The organism is Dactylosporangium sp. CA-092794 (assembly GCF_050948465.1).
In the GTDB taxonomy this organism is placed as follows: domain Bacteria; phylum Actinomycetota; class Actinomycetes; order Mycobacteriales; family Micromonosporaceae; genus Dactylosporangium.
Map to the genome: position 1 here is coordinate 2,267,322 of NZ_CP192044.1, position 14,290 is coordinate 2,281,611.

General features: G+C 73.4%; 16 protein-coding genes. 9 read left to right on the top strand and 7 right to left on the bottom strand.

Annotation, left to right across the window (positions count from 1 at the left end; genetic code table 11):
- Positions 1-15: 15 nt before the first annotated feature.
- The 3 genes from ACQPXD_RS09960 to ACQPXD_RS09970 are packed head-to-tail and all read right to left on the bottom strand — an operon-like array spanning position 16 to position 3,879.
- A complete protein-coding gene (locus ACQPXD_RS09960; protein ID WP_432836997.1) occupies positions 16-600 on the bottom strand; it encodes a phosphatase PAP2 family protein in 585 nt (194 codons plus the stop codon).
- 25 nt (positions 601-625) lie between these two features.
- Positions 626-1,660 carry a DUF695 domain-containing protein gene (locus ACQPXD_RS09965; protein WP_432836999.1) on the bottom strand — a complete coding sequence of 345 codons (1,035 nt, stop codon included), beginning with the start codon at positions 1,658-1,660 and terminating at the stop codon, positions 626-628.
- 56 nt (positions 1,661-1,716) lie between these two features.
- Complete coding sequence (locus ACQPXD_RS09970; RefSeq protein WP_432837001.1) at positions 1,717-3,879, bottom strand: elongation factor G-like protein EF-G2; 2,163 nt, start codon at positions 3,877-3,879, stop codon at positions 1,717-1,719.
- Positions 3,880-4,070: 191 nt separating this feature from the next.
- Here ACQPXD_RS09970 and pgsA point away from each other — a divergent pair, with 191 nt between their 5' ends.
- The 9 genes from pgsA (at position 4,071) to ACQPXD_RS10015 (ending at position 11,062) form a co-directional block, all read left to right on the top strand.
- Positions 4,071-4,724, top strand: coding sequence for a phosphatidylinositol phosphate synthase (pgsA, locus tag ACQPXD_RS09975; RefSeq protein WP_432837003.1), 654 nt, complete (start codon positions 4,071-4,073; stop codon positions 4,722-4,724).
- Positions 4,721-5,641, top strand: a complete 921-nt coding sequence (locus tag ACQPXD_RS09980; RefSeq protein ID WP_432837005.1) for a phosphatidylinositol mannoside acyltransferase — start codon at positions 4,721-4,723, stop codon at positions 5,639-5,641. The genes pgsA and ACQPXD_RS09980 overlap by 4 nt, the downstream gene beginning before the upstream one ends.
- A 10-nt stretch (positions 5,642-5,651) precedes the next feature.
- Positions 5,652-6,785 carry a glycosyltransferase family 4 protein gene (locus ACQPXD_RS09985; RefSeq protein WP_432837007.1) on the top strand — a complete coding sequence of 378 codons (1,134 nt, stop codon included), beginning with the start codon at positions 5,652-5,654 and terminating at the stop codon, positions 6,783-6,785.
- 10 nt (positions 6,786-6,795) lie between these two features.
- Positions 6,796-7,275, top strand: a complete 480-nt coding sequence (locus tag ACQPXD_RS09990) for a hypothetical protein (RefSeq protein WP_432837009.1) — start codon at positions 6,796-6,798, stop codon at positions 7,273-7,275.
- A 150-nt stretch (positions 7,276-7,425) separates the two neighbouring features.
- On the top strand, positions 7,426-8,274 hold the full coding sequence (gene pdxS / locus ACQPXD_RS09995; protein WP_432843761.1) for a pyridoxal 5'-phosphate synthase lyase subunit PdxS: 849 nt from the start codon (positions 7,426-7,428) through the stop codon (positions 8,272-8,274).
- Positions 8,271-8,894 (top strand): pyridoxal 5'-phosphate synthase glutaminase subunit PdxT, encoded by a 624-nt coding sequence (pdxT, locus tag ACQPXD_RS10000; protein WP_432837011.1) that lies wholly within the window; start codon positions 8,271-8,273, stop codon positions 8,892-8,894. Before pdxS ends, pdxT begins: the two co-directional genes overlap by 4 nt.
- A gap of 2 nt (positions 8,895-8,896) precedes the next feature.
- Entirely contained in the window at positions 8,897-9,652 is a 756-nt protein-coding gene (locus tag ACQPXD_RS10005; protein WP_432837013.1) for a YebC/PmpR family DNA-binding transcriptional regulator, read from the top strand.
- A 994-nt stretch (positions 9,653-10,646) separates the two neighbouring features.
- Positions 10,647-10,877 (top strand): hypothetical protein, encoded by a 231-nt coding sequence (locus ACQPXD_RS10010; protein WP_432837015.1) that lies wholly within the window; start codon positions 10,647-10,649, stop codon positions 10,875-10,877.
- Positions 10,874-11,062, top strand: coding sequence for a hypothetical protein (locus tag ACQPXD_RS10015; protein ID WP_432837017.1), 189 nt, complete (start codon positions 10,874-10,876; stop codon positions 11,060-11,062). The genes ACQPXD_RS10010 and ACQPXD_RS10015 overlap by 4 nt, the downstream gene beginning before the upstream one ends.
- On the opposite strand, the gene ACQPXD_RS10020 is transcribed toward ACQPXD_RS10015, so the two are convergent.
- Genes ACQPXD_RS10020 through ACQPXD_RS10035 form a run of 4 tightly spaced genes read right to left on the bottom strand, consistent with a single transcriptional unit; the run spans position 11,059 to position 14,247 of the window.
- Positions 11,059-12,213 carry a cytochrome P450 gene (locus tag ACQPXD_RS10020; RefSeq protein ID WP_432837019.1) on the bottom strand — a complete coding sequence of 385 codons (1,155 nt, stop codon included), beginning with the start codon at positions 12,211-12,213 and terminating at the stop codon, positions 11,059-11,061. The genes ACQPXD_RS10015 and ACQPXD_RS10020 overlap by 4 nt on opposite strands.
- Complete coding sequence (locus ACQPXD_RS10025; protein WP_432837021.1) at positions 12,210-12,650, bottom strand: hypothetical protein; 441 nt, start codon at positions 12,648-12,650, stop codon at positions 12,210-12,212. The genes ACQPXD_RS10020 and ACQPXD_RS10025 overlap by 4 nt, the downstream gene beginning before the upstream one ends.
- A gap of 35 nt (positions 12,651-12,685) precedes the next feature.
- On the bottom strand, positions 12,686-13,603 hold the full coding sequence (locus tag ACQPXD_RS10030) for a sensor histidine kinase (RefSeq protein WP_432837023.1): 918 nt from the start codon (positions 13,601-13,603) through the stop codon (positions 12,686-12,688).
- Complete coding sequence (locus tag ACQPXD_RS10035; protein WP_432837025.1) at positions 13,600-14,247, bottom strand: response regulator; 648 nt, start codon at positions 14,245-14,247, stop codon at positions 13,600-13,602. Before ACQPXD_RS10035 ends, ACQPXD_RS10030 begins: the two co-directional genes overlap by 4 nt.
- Positions 14,248-14,290: the final 43 nt, after the last annotated feature.

Below are 14,290 nucleotides of genomic sequence, written 5' to 3' on the forward strand. Positions count from 1 at the left end.
GGGTTCACCCCGATGCTATCGGAGCGCGGAGAACACCCCTCCGGCCACCAGCGCGCCGACCACGGTGCCGACCACCACCTGCGCCGCGGTGTGATCCTTGAGCTCCACCCGGGACCAGCCGATCGCGACCGCGAGCGGCGCCGCGGCGAGCATCGGCCAGCCGTACACCAGAGCCAGGATGACGACCGCGCCCGCCGCCACCGCCGAGTGGACCGACATCTTCCACCAGTGGTTGACCGCCGCCGCCACCACCAGCCCGACCCCGCCGGCCACGACCGCGGCCAGCAGCTCCCGGTGGGCGTGGGCGAGCAGCAGCACCGCCAGCCCGGCGACCACCGACCCCAGCCCGACCAGCAGCGGCACCAGGCGCTGCCGCCGGTCGCCGATGTGATGGTCGGTGATCTTGCCGGTGCGGACCCCGCGCAGGATGTACAGGAAGGGCAGCACGCTCTCGAACAGCGCGGCCACCACGCCGAGCGCCAGCCCCCGCCCGAGCCGGCCGGGCTCGCTGTGCACGCCCAGCAGCACCAGCAGCACGGACACCAGCACCGCCGGTGCGAACAGTTCGGTCAGCCACCTCGCGACCCGCTGCCTGATCACCGGCGCACCCTACCGGCCGGGCGGGCTACCGGAAGCGGCGGATCCGCTCCATGCCCGGGTCGAAGTGCCGCTCCACCCGGGCCCGGCCGTCCGGCCACCAGCCGGCCGCCTCGGCCAGGTCGTCGGCGGCGGGGGAGTCGGCGTCGACGTAGTAGTGCAGCGTCCGCGCGCCCCGGCTGGTCTCGTGGGCCAGCAGCACCCCGTCGGAGCCGGCCGCGGTGGACAGCGCCGTGTCCTCGAACTCGCGCAGCGCGGTCAGCGACGCCGACTCGGGCAGCCCGGCCGGGTTGCTGTGCCGGTACGGCAGCGTGATCGCCACGTGCGTGTCGAACCGGGGCCAGCGCACCGGCCGCAGCGGCCGCTGCGCGGTGGCGATCACCGGGCTGCCGTCGGGCAGCTCCGAGCTCATCAACACCCACTGGGGCGTGCGGTACTCCTCCCGCAGCGCCTCCACCGCCGCCGCGAGCTCGGCCGGGACCGCCGCGCCGGGCGGCTCCTTCGTCACCCAGGAGATCGCGCCGATCCACTCCTCGACGCCGTCCTCGCCGAGCAGCCAGTCCAGCGACAGGAACGTCACCTGGCCGCGGGCGCCCTCCTCCAGCATGGCGAAGCCCGGGTGGTAGGCGGCCACGTCGATCTCCGGCGACTCGCCCCCGCGGGCGAAGGCGAACCGCATCCCGGCCAGGTCGAGCTTGACCCCCTGGCCCAGCTCGATCGTCGCCGCGAACACCTCCGGGCTGGCCTTGCGAGCGGTCAGATACTCCCAGGTCGCGTCCGCGGGTGGGGCGAGGGCGCCCCAGCGGGCGGCGACCGGGCGGAGTTCCGCGTCGCCGGCGGGCGACACCACGAGGGCGTGTCTGGCGGTGGTACCGCTGGTGAACTCCCACTGCAGGCCCGGGTGGATCGCCTCGATCCGCCGGTTGAACTGCGGGGTCAGCCGGCCCCAGTCCCCGGTCGAGATCGCGGCCTCGGCGGCGTCGCGGACGGTCGGCCACCACGCCCAGAACTCCACGATCGCCCCGGCGTCCCCGGCCTTGCGCCTCGAGCGCCCGAAGATCACGGCACTCACCCTAGCGGTGATCCCTGTGGCCGGGATCACCGCTAGGCGAATTCCGGTCAGCGGGTGGCGGCGTGCTCCTTCTTCACCGCGTCGGCCAGGTGGGCGGGCATCGGGTCGTGGCGCACGAACACGCGGCTGAACGTGCCCGCGCCCGAGGTCATGGCGCGCAGCTCCACCGCGTAGCGGACCAGCTCCGTGGCCGGCACCTCGGCCCGCACCAGCGTGCGCTCGTGCCCCTCCGGGTCGGGCTCGTTGCCCAGCACCCGGCCGCGGCGGCCGGACAGGTCGCTCATCACCGCGCCGACGAAATCGTCGGGCACCCGGATCGTCACCTCGTCGATCGGCTCCAGCAGCGTCGTCTGGCCCTGCTCGGCGGCCTCGCGCAGGGCGAGGGCGCCCGCGGTCTGGAACGCCGCGTCGGAGGAGTCGACCGAGTGCGCCTTGCCGTCGAAGAGCGTCACCCGCACGTCGACGACCGGGTAGCCGGCCACCATGCCGCGCTCCATCTGGCTGCGCACGCCCTTCTCCACCGACGGGATGTAGTTGTGCGGCACCACCCCGCCCACGATCTTGTCGACGAACTCGAAGCCCGACCCGCGCGGCAGCGGCTCGACCTTGATGTCGCAGACGGCGTACTGGCCGTGCCCGCCCGACTGCTTCACGTGCCGGCCGTGGCCCTGGCTGGCCGCGGCGAACGTCTCGCGCAGCGCCACCTTCACCGGCTCGGTGTCGATCTCCACGCCGCCGGCCCGCAGCCGGTCCAGTACCACGTCGGCGTGCGCCTCACCCATGCACCACAGCACCAGCTGGTGCGTCTCGGCGTTGCGCTCCAGCCGCAGCGTCGGGTCCCCGGCCACCAGCCGGCCCAGGTTCTTGGCCAGGGCGTCCTCGTCGGAGCGGGTCCGGGCCACGATCGCGACCGGCAGCAGCGGCTCGGGCATCTCCCAGGGCGCCATGAGCAGCGGCTCGTCCTTGCCGGAGATCGTGTCGCCGGTCTCCGCGGTGCCCGACTTCGTGATCGCCACCAGGTCGCCGGCGACCGCGTGCGGCACCTCCCGCAGCGTCGAGCCCAGCGGCGAGAACAGGTGCGCGAACCGCTCGTCGGCGTCGTGGTCGGGGTGGCCGCGCTCGGCCATGCCGTGGCCGCAGATGTGCACCGGCTGCTCGGGGCGCAGCGTGCCGGAGAACACCCGGACCAGCGAGACCCGCCCGACGTACGGGTCGATCGTGGTCTTCACCACCTCCGCGACGAGCGGGCCCTCCGGGTCGCAGCGCAGCGGGGCGCGCGGCTCGCCCTCGATGTCGGTGACCGGCGGCACCTCGTGCTCCAGCGGCGACGGGAAGCCGCTGACCAGCACCTCCAGCAGGACGTCGAGGCCGACGCGGGTCTCCGCGCAGACCGGCACCACCGGGTAGAACGTGCCGCGGGCGACGGCCTTCTCCAGGTCGTCGATGATCACCGCGGTCTCGATCGTCTCGCCGCCGAGGTAGCGCTCCATGAGCGTCTCGTCCTCGCTCTCGGCGATGATCCCCTCCAGCAGCGTGTTGCGGGACTCCTCGATCGCGGGCAGGTGCTGCGGGTCGGGGTCGCGCACCGCCGGCGGGTAGCCCGCCGAGTAGTCGAACACCCGCTGGGTGATCAGGCCGATCAGCCCCTCCACGCCGACGCCGTCGTCGCCGAGCATCGGCAGGTACAGCGGCAGCACGTTGTCGCCGAAGACCTCCTGGCAGGTCTGCAGCGTCTCGTCGAAGTCGGCGCGCTGGTGGTCCAGGCGGGTGATCGCCACCGCCCGGGGCATCCCCACGTGGGCGCACTCCTCCCACAGCACGCCCGTGGCCGCGTCCATGCCGTCGACGGCCGACACCACGAACAGGGCCGCGTCGGCGGCGCGCAGCCCGGCCCGCAACTCGCCGACGAAGTCCGCGTAGCCCGGCGTGTCGAGCAGGTTCACCTTCACCCCGTCGTGCACCAGCGGCGCGCAGGACAGCGTGACGGAGCGCTGCTGCTTCACCGCCGCCGGATCGTGGTCGGTGACCGTGGTGCCCTCGGCCACCGCCCCGGCCCGCGCAACCGTGCCGGTCGCCGCCAGCAGCGCCTCGACCAGCGTCGTCTTGCCGGAGCCGGAGTGGCCGACGACGACCACGTTGCGTACCCTGCCGGGGTCATCAACCACCGGCGCGACGCCGGTGACACCCTTCTCCTGGACCTTCTGCGCCATCACGCGCCTCCCGAAAGTCTCTTGACGTCCGTGAGCAGCCCCACGGTCACGTCCCGTTCACCGATACCACACCCGAAACATCACCGACACAAGGCCGTAAGCCTCTTCCTCCGCCAGATTTACTCAAGCATCGTGAGCAGACCCACGTGCCGGTATCGGGCAAGCTCCGCCCCCGTTATCGTGAGAGCGCCATGGCGAAGATCCTCAGCGTAGTCAGCCGGGCCGGACTGGCCCGCGTTCTCGACCCCGTCGCGGCCGCCCTGCTGCGGGCCGGGGTCACGCCGAACGCCGTCACCGTGATCGGCACGATCGGCGTGCTCGTCGGCGCCCTGGGCTTCGCGACGCGAGGCCACCTCATCACCGCCCTCGTCATCATCACTCTAAGCTGCTTCACCGACCTCATCGACGGCGCGATGGCCCGGCGGCGGGGCATCACCAACCGGTTCGGCGCCCTGCTGGACTCCTCGATGGACCGGGTGGCCGACGGGGCGATCTTCGGCTCGGTCGCCTACTACTACGCCGGCCAGCACGAGCAACGCCTGGTCGCGGCCGCGCTGCTGTGCCTGCTCACCGGGCAGGTCGTGTCGTATGTGAAGGCGCGCGCCGAGGGGCTGGGCTACACCGCCAACGTGGGGCTCATCGAGCGTCCCGAGCGGCTCATCGGCATCGGCATCGGCGGCCTGCTGTGGGGCTTCGGCGTGCCCTACGGCCTGGAGATCGTCATGTGGCTGCTCGCCGCCCTGTCGATCGTCACCATCGGGCAGCGGATCGCCACCGTGTACCGGCAGGCGTATGCGGTGCCCGCCGACCCGCCCGCGCCCACGCGGAAGACCGACGTCCGGTGAGCGGCCTCGTCGACCTCGGCTACGGCGCCGGGTTCTGGCTGCTGCCGCGGCTGCCCCGGGCGGCGGTGGCGCCGCTGTTCAACGGCGCGGCCGACCGGGGCTTCCGGGGGTACCGCCGCGGAAAACCGGGGAAGGGCACCGCCACGCTGGCCAGGAACCTGCGCCGGGTCGTCGGCGAGGACCTGCCGCAGCCCGAGTTCGACGCCCTCCTGCGCCGCGCCCTGCGCTCCTACGCCCGCTACTACCTGGAGGCGTTCCGGCTGCCCGGCCGGACGAAGCCGCAGCTGGTGGCCGGGTTCCGGCTGGGCGGCGGCGAGGTGCTCGGCCACAACCACGCGGCCGGCATCGGCTCCATCGTCGCGCTGCCGCACGCCGGCAACTGGGACGCCGCCGGGGCGTGGGTCGCCGCCAACGGCTGGCCCATCACCACGGTCGCCGAGCGGTTGAAACCCGAGAGTGTGTACCTGAAGTTCCTGGCCTTCCGCCGCTCCCTCGGCATGGAGATCCTCCCGCTGACCGGCGGCGACCGCCCGGTCTTCGACGTGCTGGAGGAGCGGGTGCGGGCCGGGTCGGTGGTGCCGCTGCTCGCCGACCGCGACCTCACCCCGCGCGGGATCGACGTCGACTTCTTCGGCGGCCGCACCCGGATGCCGGCCGGCCCGGCGCTGCTCGCGGTGCGCACCGGCGCGCCGCTCTACGTCGCCGACATGTGGTTCGAGCCGGACGCGCCGGTCGGCCGCCTGTCCGCGCCGATCCCGATGCCCGGCGCCGACGAGGGGAGCCTCGACGCCCGCGTCCGGATCGTCACGCAGCGTGTCGCCGACCGGTTCGCCGAGGGCATCGCCCGCCACCCGGAGGACTGGCACATGCTCCAGCGGTTCTGGCTCGACGAGCCGGCCGTCAGCGCCGTCGCGTAGGGAGGGCCCGGTGCGCATCGGGATCGTCTGCCCGTACTCCTTCGACGTCCCCGGCGGCGTGCAGAACCACGTCCGCGACCTCGCCGAGACGCTCATCACCCTCGGCCACCACGTGAGCGTGCTCGCCCCCGGCGACGAGGACGGCAACACCCTGTCCTACGTGGTGCCGGCCGGGCGGGCCGTGCCCGTGCCGTACAACGGGTCCGTCGCCCGCGTCTCCTTCGGCCTGATCTCCGCCACCCGGGTGCGGCGCTGGCTCTCCGCCGGCCGCTTCGACGTGCTGCACGTGCACGAGCCGCTCATCCCCAGCCTGTCGATGCTGGCGGTACTCTCCGCGCGCGGCCCCGTGGTCGCCACCTTTCACACCGCCCTCACCCGCTCCCGCGCCCTCGCCGCCGCGCAGGGCGTCCTCCAGCTGGTCCTGGAGAAGATCACCGGCCGGATCGCGGTCAGCGAGCTGGCGCGCAAGGTCCAGGTCGAGCACCTCGGCGGCAGCGCCTGGGAGATCCCCAACGGCGTGCAGGCCGCCAAGTATCGCGACGCCGTCCCGCTGGACGGCTGGCCCGGCGAGGGCGGGGCGCTCGGGTTCATCGGGCGCTTCACCGAGCCGCGCAAGGGTTTCCGGTACCTGCTGACCGCCTTCGCCGAACTCGCCGCCGCCCGGCCCGGGCTGCGCCTGCTGGTCGCCGGCCCCGGTGACCCCGCCGAGGTCCTCGACGGCGTCCCGGCCGCCCTGCGCGAGCGCATCGTCTTCCTCGGCAAGGTCTCCGAGGAGGACAAGGCGCGGATGCTGCGCAGCGTCGAGCTGTACGTCGCGCCGAACACCGGCGGCGAGTCGTTCGGCATGATCCTCACCGAGGCGATGGCGGCCGGCACCCCCGTGCTGGCCAGCGCCCTGGACGCCTTCCGGCGGGTGCTCGACGGCGGCGCCGCCGGGGCCCTGTTCCCGGTCGGTGACGCGGCCGCCCTGGCCGCCGGGGCCGCCGCGCTGCTGGACGACCCGGACCGGCGGGCCGCGCTGGCCGCCCGGGGCCGCGAGGTCGTCGCCGCCTACGACTGGCCCATCGTCGCCGAGCGGGTGCTCGAGGTCTACGCCACCGCCATCGAGGTTGCCGGAGCGACCGTCGAGGAGTCGGTACCGTAGGCTGCGCCGCATGTGGTGGGTGATCGCCGTGGTGGCCGTGGTGGTCGCGGTGGCCACCTACCTGACGTGGCTCGCCTCCCGGGTCGACCGGTTGCACGCGCGGGCCGCGGCCGCCTACGCCACCCTCGACGCGCACCTCGTGCGCCGCGCCGCCGCCGCGGTCGCCCTCGCCGAGGCCGCCCAGCTGCCCACGCTCATGTATGCGGCCAAGATCGCCCTGGACGCGAAGCCGGACGACCGCGAGGTGGCCGAGAACGACCTCACCCGGCACCTCCGCAACGGCCTCGGGGAGAGCGGGGCGCCACCGGCCGAGGTGGTCCAGCAGCTCACCGGTGTCAGCCGGCGGGTCGCCCTGGCCCGCCAGGTGCACAACGACGTGGTCCGCGACGCCCTCGCCGTGCGCCGCCGGCCCCTGGTCCGGCTGTTCCGGCTGGCCCGCAAGCACCCGGTACCGGCATATTTCGACGTCGACGACCCTTCGCTGTCCTGATCCGTGGGCCGCGAGGTGCCCATTGGCCGTCGGGCGGGTCCGTGGCGCAGGGGTAAACTCACGGGTGAATCCCGCTTTCCGTGTTAGGAGTGCGTCGTCGTGTCCTCACCCAGTTCGCCGGTCACCGGCACCGCCCGCGTCAAGCGCGGCATGGCCGAGATGCTCAAGGGCGGCGTCATCATGGACGTCGTCACCCCCGAGCAGGCCAAGATCGCGGAGGACGCCGGCGCCGTCGCCGTCATGGCGCTCGAGCGGGTCCCGGCCGACATCCGCGCCCAGGGCGGCGTGTCCCGGATGAGCGACCCCGACATGATCGACGCCATCATCGGCGCCGTGTCGATCCCGGTCATGGCCAAGGCCCGGATCGGGCACTTCGTCGAGGCCCAGGTGCTGCAGGCGCTCGGCGTCGACTACGTCGACGAGTCCGAGGTGCTCACCCCCGCCGACTACGCCAACCACATCGACAAGTGGGCGTTCACCGTGCCGTTCGTCTGCGGCGCCACCAACCTCGGCGAGGCGCTGCGCCGGATCAACGAGGGCGCCGCCATGATCCGCTCCAAGGGCGAGGCCGGCACCGGCGACGTCTCCAACGCCACCACCCACATGCGCCAGATCCGCGCCGAGATCCGCCGGCTCACCTCGCTGCCCGAGGACGAGCTGTATGTCGCCGCCAAGGAGCTCCAGGCGCCCTACGAGCTGGTCCGCGAGGTCGCCGAGACCGGCAAGCTGCCGGTCGTGCTGTTCACCGCCGGCGGCATCGCCACCCCGGCCGACGCGGCGATGATGATGCAGCTCGGCGCCGAGGGCGTGTTCGTCGGCTCCGGCATCTTCAAGTCCGGCAACCCGCACCAGCGCGCCGCCGCGATCGTCAAGGCCACCACCTTCCACGACGACCCGGACGTGATCGCCAAGGTCTCCCGCGGCCTGGGCGAGGCCATGGTCGGCATCAACGTCGACGAGATCCCGCAGCCGCACCGGCTCGCCGAGCGGGGCTGGTGACCGCCTCCGTGATCATCGGCGTGCTCGCCCTGCAGGGCGATACCCGCGAACACCTCCACGCGGTAGTCTCCCTCGACGCGATCGGCCGCCCGGTCCGCCGCGCCGAGGAGCTCGACACCGTCGACGCGCTGATCATCCCCGGCGGCGAGTCCACCACGATGAGCAAGCTCGCCGTCGAGTTCGGCCTGCTGGAGCCCATCCGCAAGCGCATCGCCGCCGGCCTGCCCGTCTACGGCTCCTGCGCGGGAATGATCATGCTGGCCTCGACGTTGCTGGACGGTAGACCGGATCAGGTCCCGTTCGGCGGGATCGACATGACGGTCCGCCGCAACGCCTTCGGCCGCCAGGTGGACTCCTTCGAGGGTTCCGTGGACATTTCGGGCATCGAGGGCGGTCCGTTCCACGCGGTCTTCATCCGGGCCCCCTGGGTCGAGTCGGTGGGTGACTCGGTGGAGGTGCTGGGCCGCGTGAATGCTGGACCGGCCGCCGGTAGGATTGTTGCGGTTCGGCAGCAGCACCTGCTCGCGACGGCCTTCCACCCCGAGCTCACCGGCGACCTACGCGTCCATCGGTACTTCGTGGAGATGGCTCGCGAGGCGGGTCAGACGACGGAGGGTTAGGCATGTCGGGGCACTCGAAATGGGCGACCACCAAGCACAAGAAGGCGGTCATCGACGCCAAGCGTGGGAAGCTCTTCGCCCGCCTGATCAAGAACGTCGAGGTGGCCGCCCGCACGGGCGGCGGTGACCCGGCCGGCAACCCGACCCTCTTCGACGCGATCCAGAAGGCGAAGAAGAACTCGGTCCCCAACGACAACATCAACAACGCGGTCAAGCGCGGCTCCGGCCAGATCGCCGGCGGCGCCGACTGGCAGACGGCGATGTACGAGGGCTACGGCCCCAACGGCGTCGCCATCCTCATCGAGTGCCTGACGGACAACCGCAACCGCGCCTCGACGGAGGTCCGCGTCGCCCTCACCCGTAACGGCGGCAACCTGGCCGACGCGGGCAGCGTCTCCTACATGTTCTCCCGCAAGGGCGTCGTCATCGTCCCCAAGGCGGGCGACCTGACCGAGGACGACCTGCTCCTGGCCGTCCTGGACGCCGGCGCCGAGGAGGTCAACGACCTGGGCGAGGCCTTCGAGATCATCAGCGAGGCCTCCGACCTCATCCCGGTCCGCTCCGCCCTGCAGGAGGCCGGCATCGACTACGAGTCGGCCGAGTCCTCCTTCGTCCCGAGCGTGACCGTCCCCTTGGACGAGGAGGGCGCCCGCAAGGTCTTCAAGGTGATCGACGCCCTCGAGGACTGCGACGACGTCCAGAACGTCTACGCCAACTTCGACGTCTCCGACGAGGTCATGGCCCTGGTCGAAGCCTGATCACGGTCCCGCCGCCCGTCCCCGCCCGTCCCTACCCGTCCCCGGCTGGCGCCCCCGCACTCGCGGCGGGCGCCAGCTCACGCCCGCCGTTGTTGGTGCATGCGCCGTTCGACCACCGTTCGTGACGGGCCCGCTGCCAGCCAGCAGACGCCCACCTCCGCACGAACCGCGGCGCAGTGCCGCCGACACGGCGCGCAGCGCGGCCCGGCCCGGCGCGGCCCGGCCCGGCCCGGCGCGCGGTGCGGCCCGGCCCGGCCCGGCGCGCGGTGCGGCCCGGCCCGGCCCGGCCCGGCCCGGCCCGGCCCGGCGCAGCGCGGCCCGGCGCGGCCCGGCGCAGCGCGGCCCGGCGCGGCCCGGCGCGGCGCGGCCCGGCCCGGCGCGGCGCGGCCCGGCGCGGCGCGGCGCGGCCCGGCGCGGCGCGGCCCGGCGCGCGGTGCGGCCCGGCGCGGCCCGGCCCGGCCCGGCCCGGCGCGCAGCGCAGCTGGGCGCCAATGGCCACCGGTGCGGCACGGCGGTGATCGATGCCATCTCGCGCGCGATGCGGCCGACCGCACATTCCGGATATTTCGCCTGACAGGCGAAATATCCGATTTAGTGCAGCCACGAGCCGGACGTATGTCTCCGTGATCATGACCCCCGCCGTAGCCGTGCAGCGGGTTTCCCATGATCCCGGAGACTTGTGGTACACGGGTGTACATGATCACTCCGTGATCATGAAAAACCGTTGGTGTCGGCAGCAGCGCGGCATGATCGCGGAGACTTCTGGTCGCTGCGCTGTGCTCCGCGGGCCGCGGCGCCCGCCGCGTGTGGGACCTGCATCGCGGATCGCGCTCGCACCGCCAGCTGCCAGCAAGCCAACACAATCCAGCGCCGGCCGTCGCGCACACCATGACCGGGCGCCATCGTCGTTTCCGATCTCCGCATGCTGAAAAAAGTGCGGCCGGGGTTTGATTAGGGCCATGTGGCCACATTATCGTGATCGAGGGAGGTGACCATGACCGAAACAGTCGCCCAGCTGGCGACCGAACCCCAGATCGATCAGGAGTTGCTCGCCGAGGCGCGGGACCAGCTCAACGGTGTGACCTCGAACGAGGCCCTCAACGAAGGGCTGCGAATGCTCGTCCGGCACAAGCGCCAGGAGCGCCGGGAGGCACTCAGGGAACGGCGAAGGATGTCCCGAGAGGGCGCCTGCAACTATGCGGCCCTCGACGGGGCGAGCGAGTGAGGTATCTGGCCGACACCAGCGCCCTCGTCCGCCTGCAGCGTGAGCAGGCGCTGCCTGTGCGGGACGATCTCGTCGAGCGCGGCCTGATCGCCGTGTGTGAGCCGACAATGACGGAGGCGATGAAACTCGCCGCCGCCAAGGAATATCTTGCGGTTGAGGACCAGATCCGGGCGGGCCGGCGCTAGTCCAGGGCGACGCGCAGATGGCGGGGCCCGCGGAGGACGGCGCTGATGCGGTACTCCGGCGGGTCCTCCAGCAACCGGGCGCGGGCCAGCACCGGGGCCACCGCGCGCAGCGCCACCTGGGCCTCCAAGCGGGCCAGCGGAGCGCCGAAACAGTAGTGGATGCCGTCGCCGAAGGCCAGGTGCTGGGCCGGGCGGCGCTCCGGATTGAAGCGGTCCGGGTCGGTGAACTGCTCCGGGTCGCGGTTGCCCGAGGCCAGGACCAAGGTCATCGTCGCGCCCGCGGGGATCGTCGTGCCGGCGATCTCGATGTCCGCCAGGGCGGCGCGGTGCGGCAGCATCTGGACCGGCGGGTCGAACCGCAAGACCTCCTCCACCAGCGGCATCACCAGGTCCGGGTCGGCGAGCAGGCGCTCCAGCCACAGCGGCTGGCGCAGGAGTACCAGGCAGCTGTTGGCGATCAGGTTGACGGTCGTCTCGTGGCCGGCGATGAGCAGCAGCACCGCGGTGCTGACCAGCTCGTCGCGGGTCATCCGGCCGTCGGGGCCGTCGTCCGTGGCCAAGGCCGAGAGCATGTCGTCGCCGGGGGCGGCGATGCGGCGGTCGACCAGGTCGCCGAGATAGTCGGCCAGGTCGCCCAGGGCGGCGACGTCCGGGGTCACCCGGGCCAGGGCGGCGTCGATCCAGGCGCGGAAGCGCGGCTCGTCCTCCAGCGGCACGGCGAGCAGCCGGCAGATGACCTGGACCGGCAGCGGATAGGCGAACTGGTCGACGAGGTCCACCGTCGACGGCGGGAAGTCGCCGACCAGGCCGGCGGCGATCTCCTCCAGCGACGGCTGCAGGTCGGCGATCCGGTTCGGGGTGTGCGGCGGGCCGAACGGGCGGGTGGCGAGCCGGCGCAGCCGGTCGTGGTCCGGCGGGTCCCGGTGCAGGAACGACGGGGTCAGGTCCATCAGCTCGTCGGGAGAACGGGTCGAGGTGACCCGTGGGTCGTGCAGCAGGGCGGAGATCTCGCGGAACGTGCTCACGACATAGGTACCGTCCGTCTCCACGCCGACCGGGGTGCGGCGCAGCGAGGTGTAGAGGGGGTACGGGTCGTGCCGGTTCACGGGCGCCAGGATGGCGCTGAAGACGGAGCCCAGGGACGTGGTCATCGGATGCTCCTCACGGTGGTCGGGCGGTGGCCGGTGACGACCACGGTCGCGTCCCGGGCCAAGAAGCGCGGCTCCGGCACCCCGGCCGGGACCGGTCGCAGCTGATCAGGGCGGTCGACGGCGGCGAACTCCGGCGGAACGGCGCGGCCCGATCGGCGGTCGAAGGGCAGATTGGCGCCGTCGCTGAGCTGCACCCGGCGGGTGGGCAGGTCGAGGCCGATCGCGCGGACCCCGAGCCGCCAGCGGGCGTCGAGGTCGGCGCGGCGCGGCAGGCCGGTCGCGTCGCGCCGGATCCGGCCGCTCAGCGCCTGCTTCGACAGCAGCGGCCGGTCGTAGGGGCCGTAGCCCTCCTCGCGCAGCGCCTCGGCGGCGCGCAGGCCGGCCAGGGACGCGCCGACGATGACGATCCGCCCGGCGCGTATCGGCGGCATGTCCATGCGTCCAACGTGCCCCGCGGCGCCGCCGCCCGGGGTCACCCGGTGGGGAGGGCCGCGCGGACCACGGTGCCGGCCCCCGGCGCGCTGTGGATGTCCAGCGTCCCGCCGAGCAGCGCCGCCCGCTCCCGCATCGAGCGCAGGCCGAGCCGGCCCGGGTGCGGCCCGTCGGGGGCGAAGCCGACGCCGTCGTCGATGACCTCCAGCACCACGTGGCTGTCGTCACCGGCCAGCCGCAGCGTGACCTGGGAGGCCGCGGCGTGCCGGGCGGCGTTGCCCAGGGCCTCCAGGGCGATGCGGTACAACGCCTCCTCGACCTGCGGGCTGACCGGCGGGTCGGCGTCCAGCTGCAGGCCCCAGCCGGCCGGCCGTCCGTCCGGGGAGGAATCAGTGAGGCCGGAGGCGGCGTGCAGCGTCTCGAAGACGCCCTTGAGCGCGGTGGCCAGGCCCGCGCCGACCAGCGTCTCCGGGCGCAGCCGCAGGATGATGCCGCGCAGGTCGGTCAGGCCGGCCGCGGCGGTCTCCTTGATCCAGGCCAGCGACGCCTCGGCGTGCGCCGGGTTGCCGTAGAGCAGCTCGGCGGCGGTGCCGGCGCCGAGACTGATGCCGTACAGCGTCTGCACCACCGAGTCGTGCAGGTCCCGGGCCAGCCGGGCCGGCTCGGCGGCGGCGGCGAGCAGCAGCTCGGCCAGCGGCACGAACGGCGTCAGCGCCTCCGGCCGGGGCGCCCGGCGGCCGGTGGCGGCCAGCAGCCCGCCCGGGACCGGGTGGTAGAGCACCCGGCCGGACCGCTCGACCCGGCCGGCGGCCATCGCCCGGATCGCCGTGCCGCGGTCGAGGCCGTCGCCCGGGCCGGCACAGGACAGTACCGTCGCCGAGGCATCCAGGACGTGCACGGCGCGGGCGCCGGACGTGTGCCGGGCCAGCGCGCACAGCGCGTCGAGGGCGGGGGTCAACTGGGTGCCGCCGCATGGACGGGGACCAGGCCCACCCGCATCGCGTAGAGGGCGGCCTGGGTCCGGCTCTCCGCGCCGAGCTTCTGCAGGATGTTGCTCACGTGCGTCTTGACGGTCTGCGGCGCGATGTGCAGCTCGCGGGCGATCTGCCCGTTGGCGCGGCCGCGGGCCAGCAGCGTGAGGACCTCCTCCTCGCGCCGGGTCAGCTGCGGCGGGGTGGCCGGCACGTGCACGTCGCGCACCAGCCGGGCGGCGACCGCCGGGGACAGCTGGACCTGGCCCGCGGCGGCGGCCCGCACCGCCCGGTGCAGCTCCTCGGCGTCGGTGTCCTTGAGCAGGTAGCCGACCGCGCCGGCGTGCAGGGCGTCGGCGATCAGCTGGGGCTCCAGGTAGCCGCTCAGCGCCACGACCTCCACGCTGGGCAGCTCCCGGCGGATGACGGCGATGGCGCTGATGCCGTCCAGGACGGGCATGAGCAGGTCCATCAGCACGATGTCGGGGCGCAGCTCGTGGGTCAGCGCGACGGCCTCGCGCCCGTCGGCGGCCGCGCCGACCGTCTCCAGGTCGCCGCTGAGCGACAGGAAGCTGCGCAGCCCCTCGCGCACCATCGCATGGTCGTCGGCGATCAAGATCCTGATACTCATCGCGCCGCCGTATACCCCGCGAAAGCCGCAAATACCCCAGGCT

Coding starts and splice junctions, on each gene's coding strand:
- ACQPXD_RS09970 (WP_432837001.1), bottom strand. CDS start 3,879: ATGGCGCAGAAGGTCCAGGAGAAGGGTGTCACCGGCGTCGCGCCGGTG.
- pgsA (WP_432837003.1), top strand. CDS start 4,071: ATGGCGAAGATCCTCAGCGTAGTCAGCCGGGCCGGACTGGCCCGCGTT.
- ACQPXD_RS09990 (WP_432837009.1), top strand. CDS start 6,796: ATGTGGTGGGTGATCGCCGTGGTGGCCGTGGTGGTCGCGGTGGCCACC.
- pdxS (WP_432843761.1), top strand. CDS start 7,426: ATGGCCGAGATGCTCAAGGGCGGCGTCATCATGGACGTCGTCACCCCC.
- ACQPXD_RS10005 (WP_432837013.1), top strand. CDS start 8,897: ATGTCGGGGCACTCGAAATGGGCGACCACCAAGCACAAGAAGGCGGTC.
- ACQPXD_RS10010 (WP_432837015.1), top strand. CDS start 10,647: ATGACCGAAACAGTCGCCCAGCTGGCGACCGAACCCCAGATCGATCAG.
- ACQPXD_RS10020 (WP_432837019.1), bottom strand. CDS start 12,213: ATGACCACGTCCCTGGGCTCCGTCTTCAGCGCCATCCTGGCGCCCGTG.
- ACQPXD_RS10025 (WP_432837021.1), bottom strand. CDS start 12,650: ATGGACATGCCGCCGATACGCGCCGGGCGGATCGTCATCGTCGGCGCG.
- ACQPXD_RS10035 (WP_432837025.1), bottom strand. CDS start 14,247: ATGAGTATCAGGATCTTGATCGCCGACGACCATGCGATGGTGCGCGAG.